Raw genomic sequence first — 24,799 nt, forward strand, 5'->3', positions numbered from 1 at the left:
CCTGACTGAGAATAAAGTTATCCTTTTACGCCGCCCGCTGTTACACCTTCAATAATCTTCTCCTGAAGAATTGCATAAATGATAATTACCGGCAGTACGCTGAAGACGATACCGGCTGACATTTGTGCATAGTTCATCTGGTATTGATCACGGAATTGGACCATACCTACTGGAAGCGTTCGCAGCTCGTCATTCGACAGGAAGTAGTTAGCTAGCAAGAACTCGTTCCAATTTCCCAGGAAATTAACAATGAATACCGTAACCATAGCCGGAACCGTTAGAGGTACAATAATTCTAGCAAAGATACCCGGTGCCTTCAAGCCATCCATGACCGCAGCTTCTTCTATTTCTCTAGGTAAATTTCGCATAAATGCTGCTAAAATAATGATGGTAAATGGAATCGCATTGGCGATATAAGGAATGATCAACGCCCAGTGGGTGTTCAGTATTCCTAACTTACGTACAATCGTATAAATCGGCAGCATTAAAGCATTATTCGGGATGAGCATTCCTACTAAAACCAGTGAGAACAAAATAGTATTCCATTTCCCCTGACGCATCCGCGTAACCGCAAAAGCAAACATAGACGCAAGCAGAATGGACACTACAGAGGCAAGGATCGAAATGTACAAACTGTTGAAAAAGTAAGTACTAATCTTGGCATTTACCCAAGCCTCCACGTAGTTATTGAAGACGAATTCCTTTGGGATGCCAAAAGGATTAAGCGCAATCTCATTATTATCCTTTTTCACAGATGAGAATAATACGAATAGGAAAGGAAACAGGATCACTAACAAATAGAATAAAAGGGCAATATGTGGCAGACTCTTTTTCAGGGCGCGTGGCATCAGTATTCAATCCTTTCTGTACGACGTGCAATCAGCAGCTGATAAAGGACTGTAACCACCAGTGTAAATGCAAAGATCAGGACAGCGATGGCATTTCCGTATCCATACTTAAAGTTCGTGATCGCATATTTAATCATGTATGTTGCCATTACATCGGTTGAACCTGCAGGTCCCCCCTTAGTCATAACGATGACGATATCCGCAGCTTTCATTGCTCCAGCAATGGATAGCATAATTACAACCGAGATGATCGGTACGATTAGTGGGAGCGTGATACGAGTAGCGCGTTGAAATCCAGTTGCGCCGTCAATGGCTGCAGCTTCATCCAATTCACCAGGAATAGCTAGAATCGCCGCTAGGACCATAACGATATAAAATCCAGTCCACTGCCAAGCATTCGTCAACAAAATAGAAAGCATTGCAAATCTTTCATCTGACAGCCAGTAAATAGGATTAATTCCTACTAGACTAAGGAGCTTATTAAAAAGTCCAATGTTGGGCTCATAGATAAACCCCCAGAGAATACCGATAACCGCTGTAGACATAATGGAAGGCATAAAGACTGCTGTCTTATATAAGCCCTTTAACTTCTTCACATTAGAAATCAATAACGAGAAGAATACGATCAACGGTACCTGTATACATACGGAGAAAAGAATAAACCAACCGTTGTTTTTAACGGATATCCAGAATCGTTCATCTCCTAGTGCTTTCTCATAATTACTTAACCCGGCTGATTTAACCGTCTCCGATACACCGTTCCAACTAGTAAAGCTGTAATAAATAGAACTAAAAATGGGGTAAATGAAAAACATCGTGAACAATATCAATGCTGGAAGAACGAATAGGAAAAATACCACTGGATTTCTTAATGCTTTATTCATGACTACCTCCGGTTGCTTTGACATCTGGCGAATAGTGAATGCTTCAGATCAAGTGCAAACACATATTTTCTTTGATTTTAAAAATGTACCCTGGATTTAGCACCAGGGTACATTCAGTTTGCAGCTATTTATTCAACTGCTGCGTTTGCTTCTTCTTGTACCTTTTGCAAAGCTTCGCCCATTTTCTCAGGAGTCGTCTGATCGCCAATCAGTTTTTGAATTTGAATGTTACTGATTTCTGTAGTTACATCAGCTTGAACAAGAGAGTCAAATGCTGGGAACGAAGATTGTGAGTTGTTAAGTACACCTACGATTTCGCTCATCAGATCATCAGTAATATTCTCATTCAATACGTTTTGGTCAATCTTCATTGCTGGCAATACACCATCTTCAACAAGTCCGCGCAATTGCATTTCTTCATTAAATAAGTTTTTAATAAAAGATTTCACAGCAGCCAATTGACGTGGATCTTTCTCAGCAGATGCAGAGAAACCATAACCATTGTTCACATCGCGCATCAATGCAGTTTGGTCACCCGCTCCGCCTTCAACTGCTGGGATGTTGAAGAATCCAACTTTACCGATCAAACCTTCGCCAGATTGGCCCGTTTTAAATACGGAAGATTTCCAAGTACCATCATACAGCAGGATCGCTTCACCACTAGTGAATTGTGTTGTGTATTCAGCATATTCAAAGCCAAGTTCGCCTTTTTTGAAGTAGCCTTTATCAACCCATTCTTTGTATTTCGCAAATCCTTTTACTACATTTGGATCAGACCATTTAGCTTCGCCTGTTGCAAATTTAGCAGTTACATCCGGACCCGCATAACGTGACCACAGGTGGTTAGCTAACATAAGTGGTACCCAACCAGCTTTGGATGCACCAGCCAAAGGTACTTTTCCATCAGCCTTGATATCAGCCAATTGTTGTTCCAATTCAGCAAATGTTGTTGGAGCCTTCCAGCCCTTGCTTGTATAGTATTCTTTGTTATAGAAGAAACCTTCACCAGAACCACCGATTGGCAATCCATAGATTTTTCCTTCATAAGTGAAAGGATCAAGATTTGAGAATTTATCCTTAATTCCAAGTTCCTCAAGGATTGGAGTCAGGTCAAGTAATTTACCTTCTTTAGCATAGATCTTGGAGTCAGGGCTACCGAACAGATCGAAGATTTCCGGTGGATTACCCGCAGCCATTTCACCACGCAATTTTTCTTTACGGTTTACATCTGAATCTACCCCATCGAGTTTAAAGGTCAGACCCGGTACATCCTCTTGTACTTTGTTAACTACTTCTTCGAGAATAGCCAGACGTTTCTGCTTGTCTGCACCGATTTGAGTGTGACGAATCGTCATTTCAAATGGCTCGTTATTTACCGGTTCTTCTGTTGCTGGAGCATTTGTAGCGGCTGAGTTAGTCGCGGTAGCGTTTCCATCTCCTTTGTTAGAAGACGCATTGTTGTTGCCTCCGCAACCAGTCAGTAAAGCTGATGATACGAAAATCAGGGACAATAGCAAAGTCATACTTTTTTTCATTTCTTGTGACCCTCCCTATATATTGATGTGCTTTACACTTCTTATTATAGAAAACAGACTTCATTATCGTAAGGTTAAGATTCATCCACTATAGGGATAAAAATCTCTAATGTAAGCGGAATCAACTACATGATAAGTTATATTTTATAACATTAAAATGTTAAATCGCTTTATTCATTTGTTTTTCTCATCACAAAAGTTTGTTTCTCTTTAAAAACATTTAATTAAAATATAAAATTAGTCATATTACCTGACATATTCATTTATTATCTACCCCATAAACCACGTGTAACTATAGCATGTCTTTATTAGGAATAATATAAAATTCCCCCTCAGAGGAGCTTTAACCCCTCCCTTTTTACTTCCTCATAACAAAAAACCGCACCTTCAGTGATGATCAACCACTGAGGGTACGGTCTCTCTTAAAAATAGATTTCTATTATACCAATGCCGTTTGCTTACGACCTTCTTCGACCAAGCGATATGCCCGTTGCACTTCTTCTTCTGTTGGAGAAGGTACTCCATCCAGTTCATAAGCTTTGCCGAGCATTTCCCATTTATAGATACCCATCTGATGATAAGGTAAGATTTCGAATTTCTCGACGCCATTTAAGGTTCCAATATAACGACCTAAGTTAATGAGATCCTCTTCACGATCATGAATACCAGGAACATATACATGTCGGATCCACATCTTACGATTATGGTCTGAGAGCCAGCGTGCAAGCTTCAAAGTTCGATCATTGGATTTACCGGTTAATTTGATATGCGCTTCTTCATCAATATGCTTCAGATCAAGCATAACCAAATCTGTTACATCCAATAAGTCATTAATCTTGTCACCTTCGTTGTAACCATTACTGTCTAATGTGGTGTGCAAATTCCAACGCTTCTTCACTTCCGTAAATAACTGCTTTACAAATTGCGCCTGCAAGGTTGGTTCTCCACCGGATACAGTTAACCCGCCACCGGATGAACGATAGTAGTTTATATATGGCTCGATTTCCGAAAGCACTTCTTCTAGAGTCATTTCTTTACCTTCATCTAAAGCCCAGGTATCAGGGTTATGGCAATACTGACATTTCAGCAAGCAGCCTTGCATAAATAAGACAAATCGAATACCAGGTCCATCAACGGTTCCAAAGGTTTCCAAAGAATGTATGCGACCTTTAATCATAGGATGTCATCCTTTCGCCACGCCAGACTAACAGTCCCTTTTTCAACGATGAAGATCCCTGTCCTTGAGACTGTCATATCCCTATATCGCGGCAATAAAATTTAAAATTTTAACAATTCTCAAACAAGATATTACCGCCCTTGAGACAAGGGCGGTATCTTCCTTGCAATTATTTCAATAGTAGTACTAATTCAAAGATCTTCATGACAGGAACAAATTACATCGAACCGTGGAATGTACGGTTGATTACATCCATTTGTTGTTCACGAGTCAGCTTGATGAAGTTAACTGCATAACCGGATACACGGATAGTCAATTGTGGATAGTTCTCTGGGTGCTCCATAGCGTCCATCAGCTGTTCACGGTTAAATACGTTAACATTCAAATGCTGAGCGTTGTTATGGAAGTATCCATCCATCATGTGTACCAGGTTAGACTTACGGGAATCCTCGTCTTTACCAAGTGCCTTAGGTACGATGGAGAACGTATTAGAGATACCATCTTGTGCATCGGAGTAAGGCAGTTTAGCTACAGAGTTCAGGGAAGCCAAGGCGCCTTTCTTGTCACGTCCGTGCATTGGGTTAGCACCTGGTGCGAAAGGTTCACCTTTCTTACGTCCATCAGGTGTAGTACCTGTCTTCTTACCGTACACTACATTCGAAGTAATGGTCAGTACCGATTGAGTCGGCACAGAATCACGATATGTTTTGTTTTTACGGATCATAGTCATGAAGGTTTCAACCAATTCTACTGCGATGCTGTCAACAGCATCGTCATTGTTACCGTAGCAAGGGAATTCGCCTTCGGTTTCGAAATCGATCGCAATACCTTGTTCGTTACGAATAGGTTTTACTTTGGCGTATTTAATTGCGCTTAGTGAGTCAGCTGCAACGGACAGCCCAGCAATACCACAAGCCATCGTACGCAGAATGTCACGGTCATGCAGCGCCATTTCGATACGTTCGTAAGAATATTTGTCATGCATATAGTGAATGATGTTCAAAGTGTTAACATAAGTCTTAGCCAACCACTCCATCATCGGTTTGAAACGTTTCATTACTTCGTCATAATCCAGATATTCAGAAGTGATCGCTGGGAATTCCGGTCCAACTTGTGCTCCGGATTTTTCATCCACACCACCATTGATAGCATACAGTAATGCTTTTGCCAGGTTGGCACGAGCACCGAAGAACTGCATTTGTTTACCGATACGCATTGGAGATACGCAGCAAGCAATCGCATAATCTTCACCCCAGTATGGACGCATTACATCGTCATTTTCATACTGAATTGCACTAGTTTCGATGGAAACCTTAGCACAATATTTTTTGAAGGCTTCAGGCAATTTTTCGGACCACAGTACAGTTAAGTTTGGTTCCGGAGCTGGACCCAAGTTGTACAGGGTGTTCAAGAAACGGAAGCTGTTCTTAGTAACACGAGTTGTTCCGTCTTCAGCCATACCACCGATGGATTCAGTTACCCATGTTGGGTCGCCGGAGAACAGATCATTATAGTCAGGTGTACGCAAGAATTTCACGATACGCAGTTTCATTACGAAATGATCGACGATTTCTTGTACTTGTTCTTCAGTCAAAGTACCTTCAGCAATATCGCGTTCTGCATAGATGTCCAGGAAAGAGGACACACGGCCCAGGGACATCGCCGCACCATTTTGCTCTTTAACTGCTGCCAGATATCCGAAGTATACCCATTGAGTAGCTTCTTTGAAGTTGGTCGCTGGTCTGGAAATATCCATACCATGAGCAGCTGCCATTTCTTTCAATTCGCCAAGTGCACGAATTTGTTCGGACAGCTCTTCACGCAAACGAATGATATCTTCAGTCATGGAATCTACTTCAAGCTCAGTTTGTTGTTGTTTTTTGTCTTTAATGAGGAAATCAATACCGTACAGAGCAATGCGGCGGTAGTCGCCGATGATGCGTCCGCGTCCGTAAGCATCAGGAAGACCTGTAATTACGCCGGATTTACGCACAGCTCTCATGTCTGGTGTATATGCATCAAATACGCCTTGGTTATGCGTTTTGCGAATGTTCGTAAACATGTCAACGATGTTTTGTGGAAGCTCGAAGCCATAAGCCTTCGTAGCATCAACCATCATCTTGATCCCGCCGAATGGCTGGATGGAACGTTTGAAAGGAGCATCAGTCTGTACGCCTACAATTTGTTCCTTGTCCTTGTCAATGTAGCCTGGAGCATGTGAAGTGATTGTGGAGACAGTATCTAGAGAAACATCCCATACGCCGCCTCTTTCTCTTTCTTCCTTGCTCAATTGGGAAATAATCTTCCACAGTTCAGTTGTGTTACTAGTAGGTCCTACGAGGAATTCTTCGTTTCCTTCATAAGGCTTAATGTTGCTTGCGATAAAGTTGTTAACGTCAACTTTTCTGGACCATTTACCTTTTGTAAAACTTCTCCAACCGGATTTCACTTCTTGTACATCTTTTTCAATCACCGACATGCTAAATCCCTCCATCTATATTTATATTATATTTGTAGAGATCGCGGGCTTGAAGGTTGATCCCGTGTCTCGTGATCCCAAGAAAAATATGGTTGTTCGAAAATTCACAATCATTGTTCCATATATGGGACCGTTGTTTATATAAACATTTTAGTTTATTTTCTATAAATAGACTGTGACAAATATCACCTTTCCGGTGATATTTGTCACTTATATCTAATCCACAACCATCCTATTATCTACTTAACCAAATATTAATTATCAAATCTTCCGTAGAAAGCATTACGATATACATCTGCAAGTTCAGATACCAGTGGCAGCTTAGGATTGGCAGTTGTACATTGATCTTCAAATGCACGGTCAGCCAAGTAATCTACATGGGATTCAAAATCCTTAGGATCAAAGCCCAATTGTTGGAAGGATTCTTCGATACCCAGTTTTTTGTTCATGTCGCGAATAGCATTGATCAGGCTAGTTACACCTTCTTCAGTTGTGCGAGCTGGCAATCCCAGAATACGGGCGATTTCTGCATAACGCTCGTCAGCTACGAAGTGTGAATATTTAGGGAACGAAGCGAACTTCGTAGGTTTCTTAGCATTGTAACGAATAACGTGTGGCATAAGGATCGCATTAGTACGACCGTGAGCAGTGTGATATTGACCGCCCCATTTATGCGCCAAGCTGTGGTTAATACCCAGGAAAGCATTAGCAAAGGCCATACCAGCAAGTGTTGATGCGTTATGCATTTTTTCACGGGCAACTCTGTCGCCTTCAAGAGCCGATTTTTCAAGGTATTGGAATACCAATTGGATTGCTTTAATTGCCAGACCATCCGTGTAGTCACTCGCCATTACAGATACATAAGCTTCGATGGCATGTGTCAATACGTCCATACCTGTATCAGCTACAGCAGTTTTTGGCAAGCTATATACGAACTCTGGATCAATGATAGCTACGTCTGGAGTTAGCTCGTAGTCAGCCAAAGGATATTTAGTGTGTTGTTCAGTTGTTTTATCGGTAATAACTGCGAAAGATGTTACTTCCGAACCTGTACCCGAAGTAGTTGGAATCGCTACAAACTTAGCTTTGTTTCCAAGTTTAGGGAATTTGTAAACCCGTTTACGGATATCCATGAATTTTTGTTTCAGACCATTAAAGTCTGCGTCTGGATGTTCATAGAATAACCACATTCCTTTTGCAGCATCCATTGGGGAACCACCACCAAGTGCGATGATGCAGTCCGGTTGGAATCTGTTCATCATTGCTGTACCTTTTTCAACTGTAGTTGTCGATGGATCTGGTTCAACTTCCGAGAACACTTCGATCGCTACAGGAGTTTGGCGTTGACGCAGGTAATGTTCAACTCTCTCAACATATCCAAGCTTAACCATCATTGGGTCAGTGATAATTGCGACACGTGTGATATCAGGCATTTTGGTCAGGTACTGAGTAGCGCCTTTTTCGAAATAGATCTTGTCAGGTACTTTAAACCATTGCATATTCACGGTACGACGATTCACCCTTTTCACGTTGATCAAATTGATTGCTGTAACGTTTTGCGACACGGAGTTACGACCATAAGATCCGCAGCCCAGCGTCAACGAAGGGATGTTAGTGTTATAGATATCGCCGATCGCACCATGAGTGGAAGGCGAGTTAACGAGAATACGTCCTGTTTGCAGACGGTTAGAGAACTTCATGATTACTTCTTCGTTGTTGGAGTGGATAGCCGAACTATGGCCCATACCACCAAATTCAACAACTTGTGCTGCGCGTTCAATACCTTGATCTGCGTTTTTAACTTTGTAGCAAGCAAGCACAGGACTCAATTTTTCAGCGGACAATGGATATTTAGTGCCTACACCTTCAAGTTCTGCTACCAGAATCTTAGTGCCGGCAGGAACTTGAATGCCGCACATTTCAGCAATTTTCACTGCGGATTGTCCAACGATTGCTGGATTAACCGCACATTTATCAACGTTCATAGCGCCGCTAGTAAGTTTGGCAGCTTCTTCTTTGTTAACAAAGTAGCAGCCATTAGCGATCATTTTCTTTTTCACTTGATCGAAGATTGGTTCTTCGATAATAACAGCTTGCTCGGAAGCACAGATCATACCATTATCAAATGTTTTGGAAAGAATGATGTCCGTTACGGCTTGATCGATATCCGCGCTCTTTTCGATGAATGCAGGTACGTTACCAGGACCTACGCCAAGAGCTGGTTTACCACAGCTATAAGCTGCTTTTACCATTGCAGAACCGCCTGTTGCAAGAATAAGTGCAACGTCAGGGTTGTTCATCAAAGCGTTTGTTTTGTCCATCGTTGGCATTTCAATCCATTGGATACAATTCTCAGGTGCGCCAGCTTTTACAGCCGCATCATGAAGAATTCTAGCAGCTGCTGCACTACACTCTTGCGCAGATGGGTGGAAACCGAATATAATAGGGTTCCGTGTCTTAATCGAAATCAACGCTTTAAACATCGTGGTGGATGTAGGGTTGGTTACCGGTGTGATACCCATTACAATTCCGACGGGCTCAGCAATTTTTTGGAAGCTTTCATAAGCATTGTCTTCAATAACGCCTACTGTTTTATCGTATTTAATTCCGTGCCAGATATATTCTGTCGAGAAGATGTTTTTAGTAATTTTGTCTTCGTAAACCCCGCGGCCAGTTTCTTCTACAGCCAATTTAGCGAGGTACATATGTTTGTCGAGTCCAGCCAACGCCATTGCATGAACGATTGTGTCAACTTGCTCTTGATCCAGCGCCATGAATGCCTCATGTGCTTTTTTCGCTTTATCCACCAAAGTCTGAATATACTCTTCAGCGGTAGTTTGTTTAACTTGGGCGGCGACTTCGTTCTTAACTGCCATCTCCCTCGTCCTCCTGTCAATTTTTAGGTTGTTTTTCTCTACACATTTATCTTATCACATCATTTCCACCTTGTATAGTGAAATCTTTCACAAAGTATAAAGTTTTTTTGATTTGTTTTCAAAGCGCTTTCATTCGATCATATTATAGGTTTTTTACCATTATTTATGCTGTATCATTCCTTAAATCTAAAGTTTATGTTTAAAAAGACAAGAACCGATACCCATTTTCTACCTTTCCGCTCGCAAAAATATTTTAAAAATACAAATCTAATTTTGTTGACACTCTATTTTTCTCATGACCCTCTAAAAAATAGTCGGAAGCCATCCGTTGGGTTGATTTATAAAAATATCAATAATATAAACATAAAAAAACCGACTCCTAAAGGAGCCGGTTCTGTCCTTCCTTGCCTATTCTACTTTAATTGTATCGAAGAATTTCTCCTGCACTGTTTTTGCAGCAGCTTCAAGCTGTGTCTTGGAATCTGTTCCCTTTTTGGAGAACAGCTCTTGAATTACATTGGACATGGTTGCGTAGTAGTCCTGTGTATTGTATTGCGCTTCCGGTTTACCGTCCAGCAAGCCTAAAATATCAGGGCTGTATTGATATACATTTGTATATTTATCATACACAGCTTTTGTTTTCTTGCCGAAGTCAGAATCTGCAGAATAGTAATCTAAGAGCGGCGGAATAAAGTATTTGCCATCCGTTGTACGTTGTTGCAGAACCGCATCCAGTGCTTCTAGACCTTTATCGGAGAAGTAATCAAATGTAATATAACGGAATGCCATTTCTTGCTCGTCTGGTGTTGCATTTGGATTGATTACAAGGTAGTCACCACCAAGTACCCCAGTGTGTTTTCCGCCTTTTTCCATCGCAGGCATTGGATACGTAAGTACATCTTCTGGTTTCAGACCGCCTTGATTCAACGCTTGCTCAATAACACCGTCAGATCCAGCCATTACCATTGCTGTACGACTTTGTTGGAATGCGCCTACAGCATCACCCCAGCCCAGTGCCCAGTCCTGAGGAATCGCATTTGCTTCCCATCTAAGTTTCTTGTAGAAATCCAGCGCTTTAATCCCAGCCTCAGAATTAAAAGTAGCTACAACCTTACCGCCTTCAATCTTCTGAATTTCACCGCCAGCCTCGAACAGGAAGTTGGTCCAGTTCCAGCCTGCTTCATTCCCTTTACCCATTGGAGCAATACCGGAAATCCCTTTTTTGGTATCAGCTACACCTTTCGCGGTATTCAGCATATCATCCCAAGTCCAATCCATAGATGGAACAGCAACGCCTTTTTCATCCAGCATTTTTTTGTTGATCATTGTGGTTGTTACATAACCCTTTTGAGTTACGCCGAATACTTTTCCGTCAATGATAAATTGATTTTGGAGAACCGGGTTAATTTGATCCTTAAATTCGTATTTATTCCACAGATCCGTAATGTCAGCTACCCAGCCTTTTTCAACTAGGAATTTTGCTTCTGTAGCGTAAGTGTTAAAGAAGGTTGGAGCTTCATTCGCTGCCATTTTGATGCCGATTTCACTTACATTGTACTGCCAATCGTCTTTGACGATTTCAACATTCGGATACTCCTCTTGGAAACGTTTGATCTTGTCATCTTCCTGTGCTCTAACTTCGGTTAGATCAGGGGTTGGATAGTGAATTTTGATGGTCACTTTTCTTTGTGTGATATCATCAGTTGGCGCTGCTGTAGCACTGCCAGCATTATCTGTTGCAGCATTCGTTGGCGCAGTAGTCGCTTCCCCTTCCTTGTTTCCTGTTGTGTTTCCGTTATTGTTGTTACCGCCGCATGCGGTTAACAATGATCCGGCCACAAGGAGGCTTAGTAGCACGCTAGAGTACTTACGCATTGAAACTCCCCTTTTCAATTCATAGTTATCTTACATATCGATCATAAAAGAGAAATCGTTTACAAACGAGGTGCATTTATATTCCTTTCATGTGCATGTTTACGATCCGTGACTAAATTCGTCGATCCGCGCTTATCCCTTAACTGCTGATAATGCAACGCCACGCATAATGAACTTTTGGAAGATCAGGAAGACAAGGATCGGCGGCAACGATACGATAAATAGGATAGCGAATTTAATATTCGTATTAAGTGCCTTTACATTAATAACGTATTTATAGATTGCTGTCGCGAGCGTATATTTCTCTTCACTGTGCATAACCAGAGATGGCCAGAACCAGTCATTCCATGCAGTAGAAAAGATAAAGATCGCCAGCGTAGCAAATATCGGAACCGACAATGGCACTGCAATGGAGAAAAAGCTTCTCGGCTCAGAGGAACCGTCGATCCGCGCGGCTTCAAAAATTTCAGGATGTATCCCATCAAAAAAGTTCTTTAGAAGTAGAAAATAGAATGTATTCGCACCCGCCGGCAGCCAAAAGGCAGCGTACTGATTCAGTAATCCAAGCTCTTTTAGATTGACAAAGTTGGGAATCATGTAGCTGGTCGCCGGAATAAACAATGTCATCAGGAAAAAGAAATAAATTGCCTTTCTGTAAGGAACATTCATACGAGAAATGCTGAAAGCAGACATTCCCAATACGACTAGTGTCACGACCATATTCCCCACAAAAATATAAATAGTGTTCTTAAGGAACATCAGCAGATCAATGTAGTTCATCGCTTCTTTAAGGTTGCTGAAGTGCCATTCCTGCGGGAAAAAATGCGGTGGGAATGAGTTCACCTCTTGATTCGATTTCAGTCCGTTAAATAACGTCATACAAATCGGATACAGCATGCTAAACACCATAATCAAAATAACCACGCACATCAAGCCATAAACGATCTTATTGCTTGTTTTTTTCAAATCATGTTCTGAGAGTATGCCTCTATCTGCGCTCTTCATCTTAGTTGTCCTCCTTGTTAAGCTTGAACTGTAAAATGCCCAAACCACCTAGGACTATGAACATTAGCATGCCAAGCGCAGTCGCTGTTCCATAATCGAGTCTTGTAAAAGCATATTTTACGATCAGCAGCGCATAGGTAAGCGTAGTATTATTCGGTCCACCATCAAGCAGCGCCATTTGTGACTGATACCCTTGTGAAGTCCCGATAATCTGTAATATAAACATCAAAATGATCAAATTACGTAGCGAAGGCAATGTGATGTACTTTATACGTGCCCACACACCCGCCCCATCAATCTCAGCTGCTTCATACCAATCCCGCGGAATGCTGAGTACAGCAGCCAAGTATATTAACATCCCTGATCCAAACTGCTGCCACGTCTCCATAAAAACAAGGGAAATCATGGACCACCTTGTATCTGTCAGGAAGGCAACCTGGTCCACACCAAGCGAGCTTAATACTGCATTGATTGGGCCCACAGGATCATAAAGCCATCTCCAGAGTCCATATAGCACCACACCAGGCATTACAAAAGGTAGGTAAGCCGCTACCCGCACAAAGCCCCCAAACCTTCTCAGCTCCGAGATCATAATAGCAAAAGCAATCGGAACCCAGAACCCGATAATAAGACATAGAAGCATGTAATACCCTGTATTTTTTAACGCGGTCAAAACATCCGGATCACTAAGGGCTCTAGCATAGTTCTCAAAGCCAACAAAGCTATTCCCTTTTACAAAATCAACATGGTAGAAGCTGTACAACAAGCCTTTAAAAATTGGCACCCACAAGAACATTACAAAAATAATCACAGCAGGTACGAGGAACATATATCCCCAAAAGTTTTTCTTCCAGCGGTTTTGCTTGTAAGGTGTACCCTTCAGCGCCGGCGGATTTTCGGATACAACTGCGGTTTGATTCATCAGGCTCCCTCATTCCATTTTTCTTTCAGCATTTTTCGCAAAATGCTTCCTACCTTAAATTGTAGAAAATGAGGGTTGTACTGAACATGTCTAAATCTACCGAAGTAGTATGTGTTTTTACTTCTTCAATTCACTGGGGCTAATCCCATAATATTTTTTGAAAATTTTACTAAAATGCTCCGGTGATTCATAACCTACACGCTCGGCGATTTCGTATCTGCGAAGATCTGTGTTCAAAATCATCTCCCGGCTTTCTTCCATCCGCAGCTTAATTACATATTCCCACAGGTTGTAACCTGTATTTTTCTTAAACAGATAGCTCAAATAATTGGGGCTGACATGGTTTTTCTTAGCCACTTCATGGATGGTTAATCCTTTTTGCGCATAGTTCTCGTCAATATACTCTCTCGCTTTCTCTACAATCAGATTGCTGCGTGTATGAAGCTCTTCTACTGAAGGATCGGTTGTGTAGCTGTTCCAATTAAAATCCCCGTAGTAAAACACATAATGGTCATTGTGTTCATTATTCCAGAGAATGGCTTTGGAGGCTTGACGGTTCAATACAGCCATAAAAGAAAGACCCTTGAGAATCTGGCTGATGCCGATAACTGCATTTAAGTGCAGATATTTTTGAATATTAAAATGAAGACTACGGCCAAGGATATCTAGCCTATTAATTTGGCTGGCAGACGAATCTTCATAGCTTTTTTCATCCCACTGAATAATGATCGTAATCTCTTCATCCTCTGCGTAAAAGGCTGTCGAGTTCCACTCCTGATCCATCAGCTCTTTGGCGATATTCAGCGCGGCATAACAAAGAAGCCGTCTGTCCCGCAGGGTGTAGTGCTTCTCCTGATTCGTTCCAGCAAGAGGTACCTTAATTTTTAAGACGGAAAAATACGGCCCTTGCAGCTTCAGGTTATCCAGCTTTTGCAAGCGTTCTGCATCACACAGTACACCTTCAGGCTCAATGAGCAGCTCATTCAATAACTTGCTGTATTCCGGAAGCGGCTCTTCCAGCCGAAAGCTTTCGTTAATTCCTGACATGAAAATATCCAATTCTGGTGATGGTTTCCCCATCTTAAGCAGCACATTTCGCACCGAATCCAGAAATTGCTCACTATTCAAAGGTTTGATCAAATAATCCTTCGCTCCAAGCCTAACGGCCATTTGCGCATATTGAAACGTCTCGTGTGCAGAAATCACGATGGTCTGTACCCAGGGTTTGGCCAATTTTGCATGCTGCATTAGATCAATCCCGCTCATTGCACCCATCTGAATATCAGTAACGAGCAGGTCTATTTCCTCCATCCGAATGCAGTCCAGCGCTTCAAAACCACTGTTTGCTGTATAAATATGGTCTATGTTTAACCCCGAAGAAGCTAATAAATTGCTCAGCCCTTTACAAATCAAGGGTTCGTCATCCACAACTAATATATTGAACATATCTGTATGCTCCCCTTCCTTAGTCCTGATTCTCTGATTTCGGAAGCTTAACCGTCACCAATGTACCGCCCTCTTTACGAGGGGTATAGCTGATGCCATAATCAGAGCCGAAGTGTAAATGAATACGCTGGTTAATGTTGCGAATCCCGTAACCGCTGGCCGGATTTGGACTGTCGTCATTCAGCACAGCTTCGATGGCCTGATAATCAACAGTCTTATAGCCATTATCTTCAATAGTGATCTCGACGGTATCGTCCACACAAACTGCGCTAATGATGATTTCCCCATCCTCGCCCATATTTTTGACACCATGAATAATAGCATTCTCAATTAACGGCTGCAGGGTAATTTTAGGAATTAGATTTCTTTTCGTATCTGGATGAATCTCCATTACTACACGAAATATATAATCATACCGGTGCTGCTGCAGCTTGATGTAGGCCGTTGCATGCTCCAGCTCTTCTTCAAGGCTAATCAGCTCCCTTCCCCGACTGAGGCTAATCTTCATAAGCTTGGATAATTCCTTGATCATCTCGGCGGATTCAACGTTACCTTCCAGCGAGCTTTTCCAGTAAATACTCTCCAAAGTGTTGTAGAGCAAATGCGGATTGATCTGCTGATAGAGCAGTTGAAGCTGTGATTCCTTCTGTTTTAGCTCCATCTGGTATTTATAAGTAATTAGTCCATTTAGCCTGCGGGCCATGTCATAGGTAGAGCCAATCAGCACACTGACCTCATCGTTACTCCCTCTTTTTGGCGTCTCAGGGACACGATTGCCTGGCTCAAACTTCCGGACGAAAAAAGCTAACTTTTGCAAAGGCGTCATTAATGAACGCCAGAAATAAGTAATCATGATTAATCCAAAAACAGCATAGGCCACAGTTATGTATTGAATCACACTTTTCATTTCGTTTTGTTGCTGCAGCAGCGCTTTTACGGCGATTTTGTAGACTAGCTTCTGTCCTAAGGCATGGTTATTATTGACCACATAAATAAAATCCGAGGTAATAACATCCACGGTTCCCTCCAAATCCTCAGCAACGACCGTCTCCGGCAGCGTAATGATCTCACCAGTATTATTCGTAGTAGAAGCGAGTACACGATTATCCAGATCTGTTAAGTAAATATCACCATCAGGCAACGATATGGATTTAAGGGATTCTCCGATTTTTGCGTCCATTTTGGTAATGACTAAAACCCCAATGGTCTCAGCTTTTCTGGAGATGTTATTGACAGCTCTCATATAGGTAAGAGTCTTCAAGTTTTCCGCTTGTGCACTTAGCTTCCCTGTAAATTTTAGAGATCCGCGACCCTTTTTCTGGACAACCTCCTCGAACCAATAGGGCTCTTCCGCTTTGGAAAAGAAATATACCCCCGCCTTCTTAACCTGTGGGAAATTGGGTGCAAAAAAATAATAATCCTCGGGATCGTATATATAAAGGGAATAATAGATGCCGTCCCCACGCTCCGCTCCCTGCGAGTAACTGACCAACAGCTTCTCTATCGTCTCATAACGTTTAACCCGCTCCAGAATGGTATCCGAACCCGTCATATTAATCTGTTGAATCAGAGGATTTTGAATTACAGTGGTAGTAATTTTATTTACGGTATCGATATCTCGGTTAATGATGGTGAAGTTTTGCTTGTTCAGCTCTACATAAGCATTCGTCACATGGCGCTTCAGAATTTGCTCAGCCTTCATATTCCCGTAAATGTTCAAAAACAGAATCGGCGAGATCATAATCAGAAACAGCAGGATAAGCTGTTGTTTGACGTTTAGCTTCAAAATCGGCCTAATCAGCCTAGACAACATCGAGATACACCTCCGGGTTCAATAACTATATCAAAGTGATAAACGCTTACATATGTTTATTTTAAAGTTTTTTATGTTCATTTGTATGTAGTTTTTTCTGTTGGGCGAATTTGTGAGAGAGTGAGTCATGGGGTCATTACGAGGAAACTTTGGACTTCCGGCCGCTGTTGTCTCCAGATTTTTTGATTTATACCGCTACTGGCGGATAAAATCCGGAGACAAAGGCGGACGCTTCCGCTCCTCCAGTTCCAAATTTCCTCTCCATGATCTTCCTCCCTTTCTAAAAACCGCAAACAGAAAAAGGGAGGGCGGCGTAAAGATCACTGCGTGGGGCTAGGAGGAATGATCTCTATATGGAAGAAGTGCGATGTATGTTCTTGAACACTTGAATACTCAAGTACTTCAATACTTGAATGTGCTTTGTTGTTGGGCGTCTGGATTACTTGATGTGCGATGGTGGTGCTTATTGTGCGTTGGATTGCTTGATGTGCGACTTACTACTTATTCGGCGTTTTGCATTCCCACACACACTCTTCACGATGAGCGATCGGACTCAGATACATCTATTGGGATGATTTTTGGCTTTTACAGGGAGGTTCGGACTCCAGAGGCGTTATTCGTTCCAAACATGCGCGATACGAGGGCTTTTCGAGCCATTAGCGACTATGGAGTCCGATATCTTCTCAAATGAGCGTAATTTTGGCTAATAGCGACTATGAGGTCCGATACACTGTCCGAGCTTTTGACTAACGTTCTGAATGACTTAATATACGGCTAATAGCGACTATGGGGTCCGATCACCGTCTGAGCTTGAGACTAACCTTCTGAATTATTTACTGTGCGACTTGCTGCTTGTTGTGCGTTTGGATTACTTAATGTGCGGTTTATTACTTATTCGGCGTTTTGCATTCCCACACACACTCTTTTCTCGATGAGCGATCGGACTCAGATACAGCTATTGGGATGATTTTTGGCTTTTACAGGGAGGTTCGGACTCCAGAGGCGTTATTCGTTCCAAACATGCGCGATACGAGGACTTTTCGAGCCAATAGCGACTATGGAGTCCGATAGGATCACAAATGAGCCGAATTTTGGCTAATAGCGACTATGGGGTCCGATACACTGTCCGAGCTTTTGACTAACGTTCTGAATGACTTAATATACGGCTAATAGCGACTATGGGGTCCGATCACCGTCTGAGCTTAAGACTAACTATCTGAATTACTTAATGTGCAGCTCAGCTACTTATTCGGCGTTTTGCATTCCCACACACACTCTTCACGATGAGCGATCGGACTCAGATACAGCTATTGGGATGATTTTTGGCTTTTACAGGGAGGTTCGGACTCCAGAGGCGTTATTCGTTCCAAACATGCGCGATACGAGGACTTTTCGAGCCAATAGCGACTATGGAGTCCGATAGGATCACAAATGAGCCGAATTTTGGCTAATAGCGACTATGGGGTCCGATACACTGTCCGAGCTTTTGACTAACGTTCTGAATGACTTAATATACGGCTAATAGCGACTATGGGGTCCGATCACCGTCTGAGCTTAAGACTAACTATCTGAATTACTTAATGTGCAGCTCAGCTACTTATTCGGCGTTTTGCATTCCCACACACACTCTTCACGATGAGCGATCGGACTCAGATACAGCTATTGGGATGATTTTTGGCTTTTACAGGGAGGTTCGGACTCCAGAGGCGTTATTCGTTCCAAACATGCGCGATACGAGGACTTTTCGAGCCAATAGCGACTATGGAGTCCGATAGGATCACAAATGAGCCGAATTTTGGCTAATAGCGACTATGGGGTCCGATACACTGTCCGAGCTTTTGACTAACGTTCTGAATGACTTAATATACGGCTAATAGCGACTATGGGGTCCGATCACCGTCTGAGCTTAAGACTAACTATCTGAATTACTTAATGTGCAGCTCAGCTACTTATTCGGCGTTTTGCATTCCCACACACACTCTTCACGATGAGCGATCGGACTCAGATACAGCTATTGGGATGATTTTTGGCTTTTACAGGGAGGTTCGGACTCCAGAGGCGTTATTCGTTCCAAACATGCGCGATACGAGGACTTTTCGAGCCAATAGCGACTATGGAGTCCGATAGGATCACAAATGAGCCGAATTTTGGCTAATAGCGACTATGGGGTCCGATCACCGTCTGAGCTTAAGACTAACGTTCTGAATTACTTAATTTGCAGCTAATAGCGACTATGAGGTCCGATAGACAGTCTGAGCTAGCTAAATACAGAGACTTTGCACAAAAAAAGACCGCCCCCAAAGTCATCCGCTACTTTGGAGTCGGTCCCATGTTCATTTAGAGCTTTAGTCTGTCAGCAGCTCATACAATCCTTTAACGACCAGATCTGCTTCCTTCAGCACCTCAGGTTTGCCGATACCTACAACCTTCATCCCAGCAGCTTTACCTGCTTGAACGCCTGCCTCAGCATCTTCAAACACAACACATTCATCCGGCTGCAAGCCTATCTCCTGAGCCGCGATCAGGAACACCTCTGGGTCCGGTTTGGCTAGTGACACTTTGTTGCCGTCAACAACTGCATCAAATAAGTCTGTAATGTTCAGCTTATTCAAAATAAACTCAGCGTTCTTACTGGCTGAACCTAACGCAATCCCAATCCCACGTGATCTCATTCCTGTCAGGTATTCTTTCACTCCAGGCAGCAGCTCCGATTCCTCGAGCCGAGAAATGTATTCTACGTACAGGCGGTTTTTCTTCTCCGCCATTGCCAGCTTCTCTGCTTCCTTAAATTCCAGGCCACCCACTTCCAGCAGGATATCAAGCGATCTCATCCGGCTCACACCTTTAAGCCGTTCGTTATCCTCCTCCGTGAATTTAAAGCCAAGCTCATCTGCAAGACTCGCCCACGCCAAATAATGATATTTGGCTGTATCTACGATCACGCCATCCAGATCAAAGATGGCGCCTTTCATATTTTCCAACATTGATTTGCTTCCTCTCCGTTGTGTATTAATATTTATAATCCCGTTTCGTCAAAGGCCAGTCGAAGGGTCTCACCTGCGGAGCAAGACTTGCCTTCTCCGCCTCGCACCGAGAATACTAAGTCTCCACTGTAATCAGCAGCTGTGATCACAGTGACTTCATCCTTTCTGATCCGCAGTTGGATGGTATCGCCGCGCAGGGTAACCGGAAGCTGAACGGACTGCCAATGTTGCGGCAGAGATGGATTGATGTGCACAACCCCTCCATCGTAGTCCAACCCAGCGAAGCCAAGAACCGCCGCCATCCAAGCACCACCATTCGCAGCCGGATGAGTCCCTCCGATGTAGAGATCCCCTACATATTGCTTAGATTCGCCGGTGAGATCGACGGTAGCCGTACGCATAAAATACGGATAGCCCCAATCCGGTGAACCAATATCAGCAGCTACCAAAGCGTAGATACAAGGGCTTAAGCTTGATCCGTGTTCCGTACGCGGTTCGTAAAATTCCCAGTTCGCTTGTTTCACTTCCTTGCTAAAGGAGTGCTTGAACAAATTCAGCATCAACACAACGTCTGCTTGTTTAAGTATGGTTGTGGTGGTAGCTAAGCCATTGCCGCCGCCAAAATACTCATTTTTATTAAGCACACGTGATTTCAGTTCTGTTAGTTCTACATCCTCCAAGGTGAGGTACCGGTCGAATTGTTCAATAACAAGACTGGCAGGATCAGGCTGTGGAACATAAAAGCTATCCAGCATCGTTTTGAACTCCTCTAGGAATGGCCCTGAGCTAAACTGAGCGGACAATTGACTGTAATCCTCAGGATACTTCTCTTGCAGCAAAGCTGCCGTACGCAAGGCAATCTCAAGCGTCTCTTTAACCAGTGCATTCGTAAAAGCATTATTGTTCACACGTTCATGATATTCATCCGGACCTGTAACATCCAGAATCTCAAACCGCTGTTTAACCGAATTATAGTAAGCGTAAGAGTAGAAAAAGCGAGCGCATTCCCAGATCACCTCTGCTCCTCCACTAGTAAGCAGACTTTCATCGCCTGTGAATTGAACATATTTCCAGATCCCATGCACAACGTCACCACTGATATGAACCTGCTTATCGCGGAAATAGGTGCGCATCGGCCGGCCTGTAAATACATCATTCACATTAAACAAAGTACAGGCATCGTCTCCCGTATCCTGACTTTCCCAAGCATAAAATGCGCCCAAAAATCCATATTCCGCTGCCTTACGGCGTGCACCATCCAATGTATGAATCCGGTACATCATCAAGTTCCGCGCTACCTTAGGATCACTGTGCAGGAAAAACGGCAACATAAACATTTCCGTATCCCAAAATACAGCTCCCTTATATACCTGACCCGATAATCCCCGGGCTGGAATAGACACCTTCTCCGAAACTGTAGGCGCAATGATTAACAGCTGATAGATACTATATCTCAAGGCAAATTGGGCAGCTTCATCACCTTCGATGATTACATCACTGTGTGACCATCTCTCATCCCATATCAGACGGTGAGACTTAAATAACGCCTCATAACCCAGCGCCTCAGCAGCATGGACAGATTTAACAGCTTCCGTCTCCGGCTGATCAGCATCAAGTCCAGTATAGACTGCTACACACTTAAACCATTCATACGTCTCACCCGCACGGGCATGAAAAGAAATCCGGCGAACAGCAGCCCCATCTTCCAGTAGCTCCTCACCAAAACTGAATACCGCCCTCTCCGCCACAACAACCGGAATCTTCAATTCTCCGCTGACAGATGAAGAGATCAGCACCTCGTCCTTCAATTGCACCGTTTGTCCGTAGAGATGAGGTCCATTGATATCCCACACATCTAAGTCAATTCCCGTCTCAATGACTACTCGGCAGTCTTGTGTGCTGCGAATAGAGTATTTACTAACGAGCAAGTGAAGATTATCCTGGCTTACGAATCGATCTGCGGTAAACGTCAACGTCCCTCCGTCAGATACAGCATATTCAGTGCTCCGATGATGAATGGCATTTCGGATATTTAGCTCCTGAGTATGAGCGGCCGGTTCACGGTCAAGCACACTTAAGAGCTGATCATTACAGAAAATCTTGGTCAACAATCCATTAGGGGCATTAACGGGTTCTCTCCATTTGTCTCCTGCTCTGTCATATAGACCTGCGAGGGTGACAGCTACTAGCTCGGTTTTGCTGAATTCCTCCAGTGTGCCGCGATATCCCATGTAGCCGTTGCCTAACATATATTTGTTACCGTTTGTCGTCACCAGCTGTTTATCAAAACAACTATCCTTTGCGGTCCAATTCATCCTGCCAGCATCCCTTCGCCTAGCGGAAGCGTCTTCCCGGAAGCATCCACTTTAATCGACTGTCCGTACACTATAATTTCGGTACTTCCACCATTAACCGCAGTGATTGTTACTGAATTTTTGTCCACCACAATTCTCAGAAGCACTCCTTCATACAACACTTGGAAGCTATATTCATCCCAGCGTTCTGGCAGGGTTGGCTGAAAGGACAGACGCGCTCCATCCGAACGCATTCCGCCAAAGCCGTAAACAATATTCATCCAAGCAGCAGCAATTGAGGTAGTATGCAGCCCTTCACGGGTATTGCGGTTATAGTTGTCTAAATCCAGTCGAGTAGCAAATTCAAAAAACGAATATGCTTCCTCGGGTTTGCCGATTTCACTTGCCAAAATGGAGTGGATCGAAGGTGACAGCGAAGACTCATGAATACATCTAGGCTCGTAGTATTCGTAGTTCGCCAGCTTCGCTTCTTTAGAGAATTGTCCGCTGTACAAGAACATAAACATAAGTACATCCGGCTGCTTAATCATGTCATAGCGATACAAACGATCATATGACCAGTTCGAATATAATGGGAATTCTGTTACCGGAATCGAATGAATATCAATATGTGGCATATCGAAGAACCCATCATGCTCTTCATAAACTCCTGTCACTTCGTCAACCGGAATCCGCATATGCTGCGCCTTATTTTCCCAATCGGTGAGTTCCTCGTCATGAAGTTCTGTTTTCTCTACCACAGCTGCAAAAGCAGCAGGAGCCTGTTCTTTCATCTCCCGAAGAGTCTCTAGGGTGTATTCAAAAGATTGTTGAGCCATCAGATTAATGTAACAGTTGTTATTGACCATCAATTGGAACTCATCAGGACCCATTACGCCAAAATAACCATATTCCCCGCTGCGTTGCCCCCATTGACCACGTGTAGCATAGAATCTGCTGATCTGAATCAGCATCTCAGCCCCTTTACTATGCAGGAAGCTTTTATCACCGGTATTTTTGACATAATGCCAAATGCCATAAGAAACAGCAGTCCCTACATGAAGCTGAAGATTAGAGTGCTGCCAGAGATCACAGCTTTCTGTTCCATCTATAGTAGCAATAGGATAGCAAGCTCCCTCACAATCCACCTCTTTAGCGCGCTGCATAGCCTGTGGCAATGTTTTATATCTGAATTCCAATAAGCTTCGGGCAGCCTTTGGATTATTGAACATATAGAACGGTAAGCAATAGGATTCTGTATCCCAAAAAGCCAACCCACGATATACTTCCCCCGTCAGCCCTTTGGCACCAATATTAAAACCGGGATGATCGCCATGATAGGTCTGATAAAGCTGGAAGATACAGAAACGAATACCCTGTTGATTCTCAGGATCGCCCTCTATTCGGATATCACTTGTCTCCCAGATGCCCTTCCAATAAGCTGTCTGATCAGCGATTATTTGAGTATCCGTCAATTGGCTTGCGGTTTCAGCAAGAGACAGACCTTTGCTCCACAGCTCTTCATCTGTATGGGCAGAATCACTATCCGAATAGTTCATAACCAGTTTGGTAAAATAGGAGACTTCTCCTTTCGTAAGGTTGAGGGTGAAATTTTGTCCAATAAACTTATCACTCTCAGTAGCAGTGAGCTGTAACGGCTGCGAGGATTGTAAGGTAAAGCTTGAGAACAGCTTATTCCCAGTATTCACTGTACTCGCCATAATAGCAGAGGACGCTCCACTTACTCCGCTGCGGAGACTGTTCCACATACATTCGCCGCGTTCTTCATGAATAATGCCGAAATCAAGACCTGCACAAATGTCCACGCTCCCCGAGAAATTAAGGGGTTCAAATTCCACCCGCTGCAACCCCAAATGAGACATAGTCATGCTGACCAGACGTGTAAAGACTACTTTTAGTGACTTGCCATCGTTTAGATGCCAGATTAGCTCTCTCCGATACGTACCCTTACGAAGATCCAACCTACGCACATAATCCGTTACGTTACTTTTTGCTAAATCAAGCTGTTCACCATCTACAGATAGACGTGTATACAGCCAGTCCACTGCATTCACCATATATCTCAGCGAGCGAATAATCCCTTTGTAGTGATTGCCAATATCCAATTGTTCATTTAATCCATTAAAATAACTTCCTTGCAGGGTGTCACCTGAATACCCTTCCTCTGCATATCCCCGTACACCCATATATTCATTACCCAATGAAAAAATAGATTCCGAAGTCCGATTTCGCTCTGGATCAAAGCCTTCTTCAATAATTGCCCACGGATCAACCTTAAGATATTTGTCTGCTACTTTAGCCATTTATGATTTCTCCTTCTCCTGATTTTTGCTCCAATTTCAGGATATCGCTGCATAGCAGTAGAGCCAATGTCCGACCGTAATGAAGATGTGTGCATTTATACGGAGTTGAGATAAAACTAATTTCTTGAACATGAATTTCAACTGTGTTATATGTTACAATCTAACGGGGACGCAAAAAAACAGCGATTAACCCAGTATTTGAGAATAATGGATAGCCGCTGTTCATATATCATAAACGTGAGATCACTTACTCTTTTTTAGTTAAAAAGAATATTACATCGAACACTTTAGAAGTGAAATTTATCACAATGTTGAAAATTCGACACTTTTAAACGAT

General features: G+C 43.0%; 14 protein-coding genes. All 14 read right to left on the reverse strand.

All coding sequences use genetic code 11. From position 1 onward, the window contains the following. Positions 1-17: 17 nt before the first annotated feature. Positions 18-848, reverse strand: a complete 831-nt coding sequence (locus NST58_RS23200; RefSeq protein ID WP_036682912.1) for a carbohydrate ABC transporter permease — start codon at positions 846-848, stop codon at positions 18-20. Further along, entirely contained in the window at positions 848-1,732 is an 885-nt protein-coding gene (locus tag NST58_RS23205) for a sugar ABC transporter permease (RefSeq protein WP_036682917.1), read from the reverse strand. The genes NST58_RS23200 and NST58_RS23205 overlap by 1 nt, the downstream gene beginning before the upstream one ends. Positions 1,733-1,860: 128 nt before the next feature. Further along, on the reverse strand, positions 1,861-3,267 hold the full coding sequence (locus NST58_RS23210; RefSeq protein WP_076129628.1) for an extracellular solute-binding protein: 1,407 nt from the start codon (positions 3,265-3,267) through the stop codon (positions 1,861-1,863). Between the two features lie 439 nt (positions 3,268-3,706). Next, on the reverse strand, positions 3,707-4,444 hold the full coding sequence (gene pflA, locus NST58_RS23215; RefSeq protein ID WP_036682920.1) for a pyruvate formate-lyase-activating protein: 738 nt from the start codon (positions 4,442-4,444) through the stop codon (positions 3,707-3,709). A 217-nt stretch (positions 4,445-4,661) separates the two neighbouring features. Then, positions 4,662-6,923, reverse strand: a complete 2,262-nt coding sequence (gene pflB, locus NST58_RS23220) for a formate C-acetyltransferase (protein WP_076218917.1) — start codon at positions 6,921-6,923, stop codon at positions 4,662-4,664. 254 nt (positions 6,924-7,177) lie between these two features. Next, positions 7,178-9,799: a bifunctional acetaldehyde-CoA/alcohol dehydrogenase gene (gene adhE / locus NST58_RS23225; RefSeq protein WP_036682925.1), complete on the reverse strand. Its 2,622-nt coding sequence runs from the start codon at positions 9,797-9,799 to the stop codon at positions 7,178-7,180. Between the two features lie 408 nt (positions 9,800-10,207). After that, on the reverse strand, positions 10,208-11,674 hold the full coding sequence (locus NST58_RS23230) for an extracellular solute-binding protein (RefSeq protein WP_076129626.1): 1,467 nt from the start codon (positions 11,672-11,674) through the stop codon (positions 10,208-10,210). Between the two features lie 132 nt (positions 11,675-11,806). After that, entirely contained in the window at positions 11,807-12,679 is an 873-nt protein-coding gene (locus tag NST58_RS23235) for a carbohydrate ABC transporter permease (RefSeq protein ID WP_036682930.1), read from the reverse strand. 1 nt (position 12,680) lies between these two features. After that, positions 12,681-13,601: a sugar ABC transporter permease gene (locus NST58_RS23240; RefSeq protein WP_076129625.1), complete on the reverse strand. Its 921-nt coding sequence runs from the start codon at positions 13,599-13,601 to the stop codon at positions 12,681-12,683. Positions 13,602-13,718: 117 nt separating this feature from the next. Then, positions 13,719-15,047: a response regulator gene (locus NST58_RS23245; RefSeq protein WP_076278412.1), complete on the reverse strand. Its 1,329-nt coding sequence runs from the start codon at positions 15,045-15,047 to the stop codon at positions 13,719-13,721. A 19-nt stretch (positions 15,048-15,066) separates the two neighbouring features. Beyond that, complete coding sequence (locus NST58_RS23250) at positions 15,067-16,860, reverse strand: histidine kinase (RefSeq protein ID WP_076193077.1); 1,794 nt, start codon at positions 16,858-16,860, stop codon at positions 15,067-15,069. Positions 16,861-19,205: 2,345 nt separating this feature from the next. Next, complete coding sequence (pgmB, locus tag NST58_RS23255; RefSeq protein WP_076130680.1) at positions 19,206-19,844, reverse strand: beta-phosphoglucomutase; 639 nt, start codon at positions 19,842-19,844, stop codon at positions 19,206-19,208. 32 nt (positions 19,845-19,876) lie between these two features. Continuing rightward, positions 19,877-22,159, reverse strand: a complete 2,283-nt coding sequence (locus tag NST58_RS23260; protein ID WP_339244323.1) for a glycosyl hydrolase family 65 protein — start codon at positions 22,157-22,159, stop codon at positions 19,877-19,879. Beyond that, entirely contained in the window at positions 22,156-24,462 is a 2,307-nt protein-coding gene (locus NST58_RS23265) for a glycosyl hydrolase family 65 protein (protein ID WP_076278119.1), read from the reverse strand. Before NST58_RS23265 ends, NST58_RS23260 begins: the two co-directional genes overlap by 4 nt. Positions 24,463-24,799 lie beyond the last annotated feature (337 nt).

Origin of the sequence: Paenibacillus sp. FSL R10-2796 (genome assembly GCF_037965315.1) — a bacterium.
GTDB classification, from domain to species: domain Bacteria; phylum Bacillota; class Bacilli; order Paenibacillales; family Paenibacillaceae; genus Paenibacillus_AQ; species Paenibacillus_AQ odorifer.

Coding starts and splice junctions, on each gene's coding strand:
- NST58_RS23200 (WP_036682912.1), bottom strand. CDS start 848: ATGCCACGCGCCCTGAAAAAGAGTCTGCCACATATTGCCCTTTTATTC.
- NST58_RS23205 (WP_036682917.1), bottom strand. CDS start 1,732: ATGAATAAAGCATTAAGAAATCCAGTGGTATTTTTCCTATTCGTTCTT.
- NST58_RS23210 (WP_076129628.1), bottom strand. CDS start 3,267: ATGAAAAAAAGTATGACTTTGCTATTGTCCCTGATTTTCGTATCATCA.
- pflA (WP_036682920.1), bottom strand. CDS start 4,444: ATGATTAAAGGTCGCATACATTCTTTGGAAACCTTTGGAACCGTTGAT.
- pflB (WP_076218917.1), bottom strand. CDS start 6,923: ATGTCGGTGATTGAAAAAGATGTACAAGAAGTGAAATCCGGTTGGAGA.
- adhE (WP_036682925.1), bottom strand. CDS start 9,799: ATGGCAGTTAAGAACGAAGTCGCCGCCCAAGTTAAACAAACTACCGCT.
- NST58_RS23230 (WP_076129626.1), bottom strand. CDS start 11,674: ATGCGTAAGTACTCTAGCGTGCTACTAAGCCTCCTTGTGGCCGGATCA.
- NST58_RS23235 (WP_036682930.1), bottom strand. CDS start 12,679: ATGAAGAGCGCAGATAGAGGCATACTCTCAGAACATGATTTGAAAAAA.
- NST58_RS23240 (WP_076129625.1), bottom strand. CDS start 13,601: ATGAATCAAACCGCAGTTGTATCCGAAAATCCGCCGGCGCTGAAGGGT.
- NST58_RS23245 (WP_076278412.1), bottom strand. CDS start 15,047: ATGTTCAATATATTAGTTGTGGATGACGAACCCTTGATTTGTAAAGGG.
- NST58_RS23250 (WP_076193077.1), bottom strand. CDS start 16,860: ATGTTGTCTAGGCTGATTAGGCCGATTTTGAAGCTAAACGTCAAACAA.
- pgmB (WP_076130680.1), bottom strand. CDS start 19,844: ATGTTGGAAAATATGAAAGGCGCCATCTTTGATCTGGATGGCGTGATC.
- NST58_RS23260 (WP_339244323.1), bottom strand. CDS start 22,159: ATGAATTGGACCGCAAAGGATAGTTGTTTTGATAAACAGCTGGTGACG.
- NST58_RS23265 (WP_076278119.1), bottom strand. CDS start 24,462: ATGGCTAAAGTAGCAGACAAATATCTTAAGGTTGATCCGTGGGCAATT.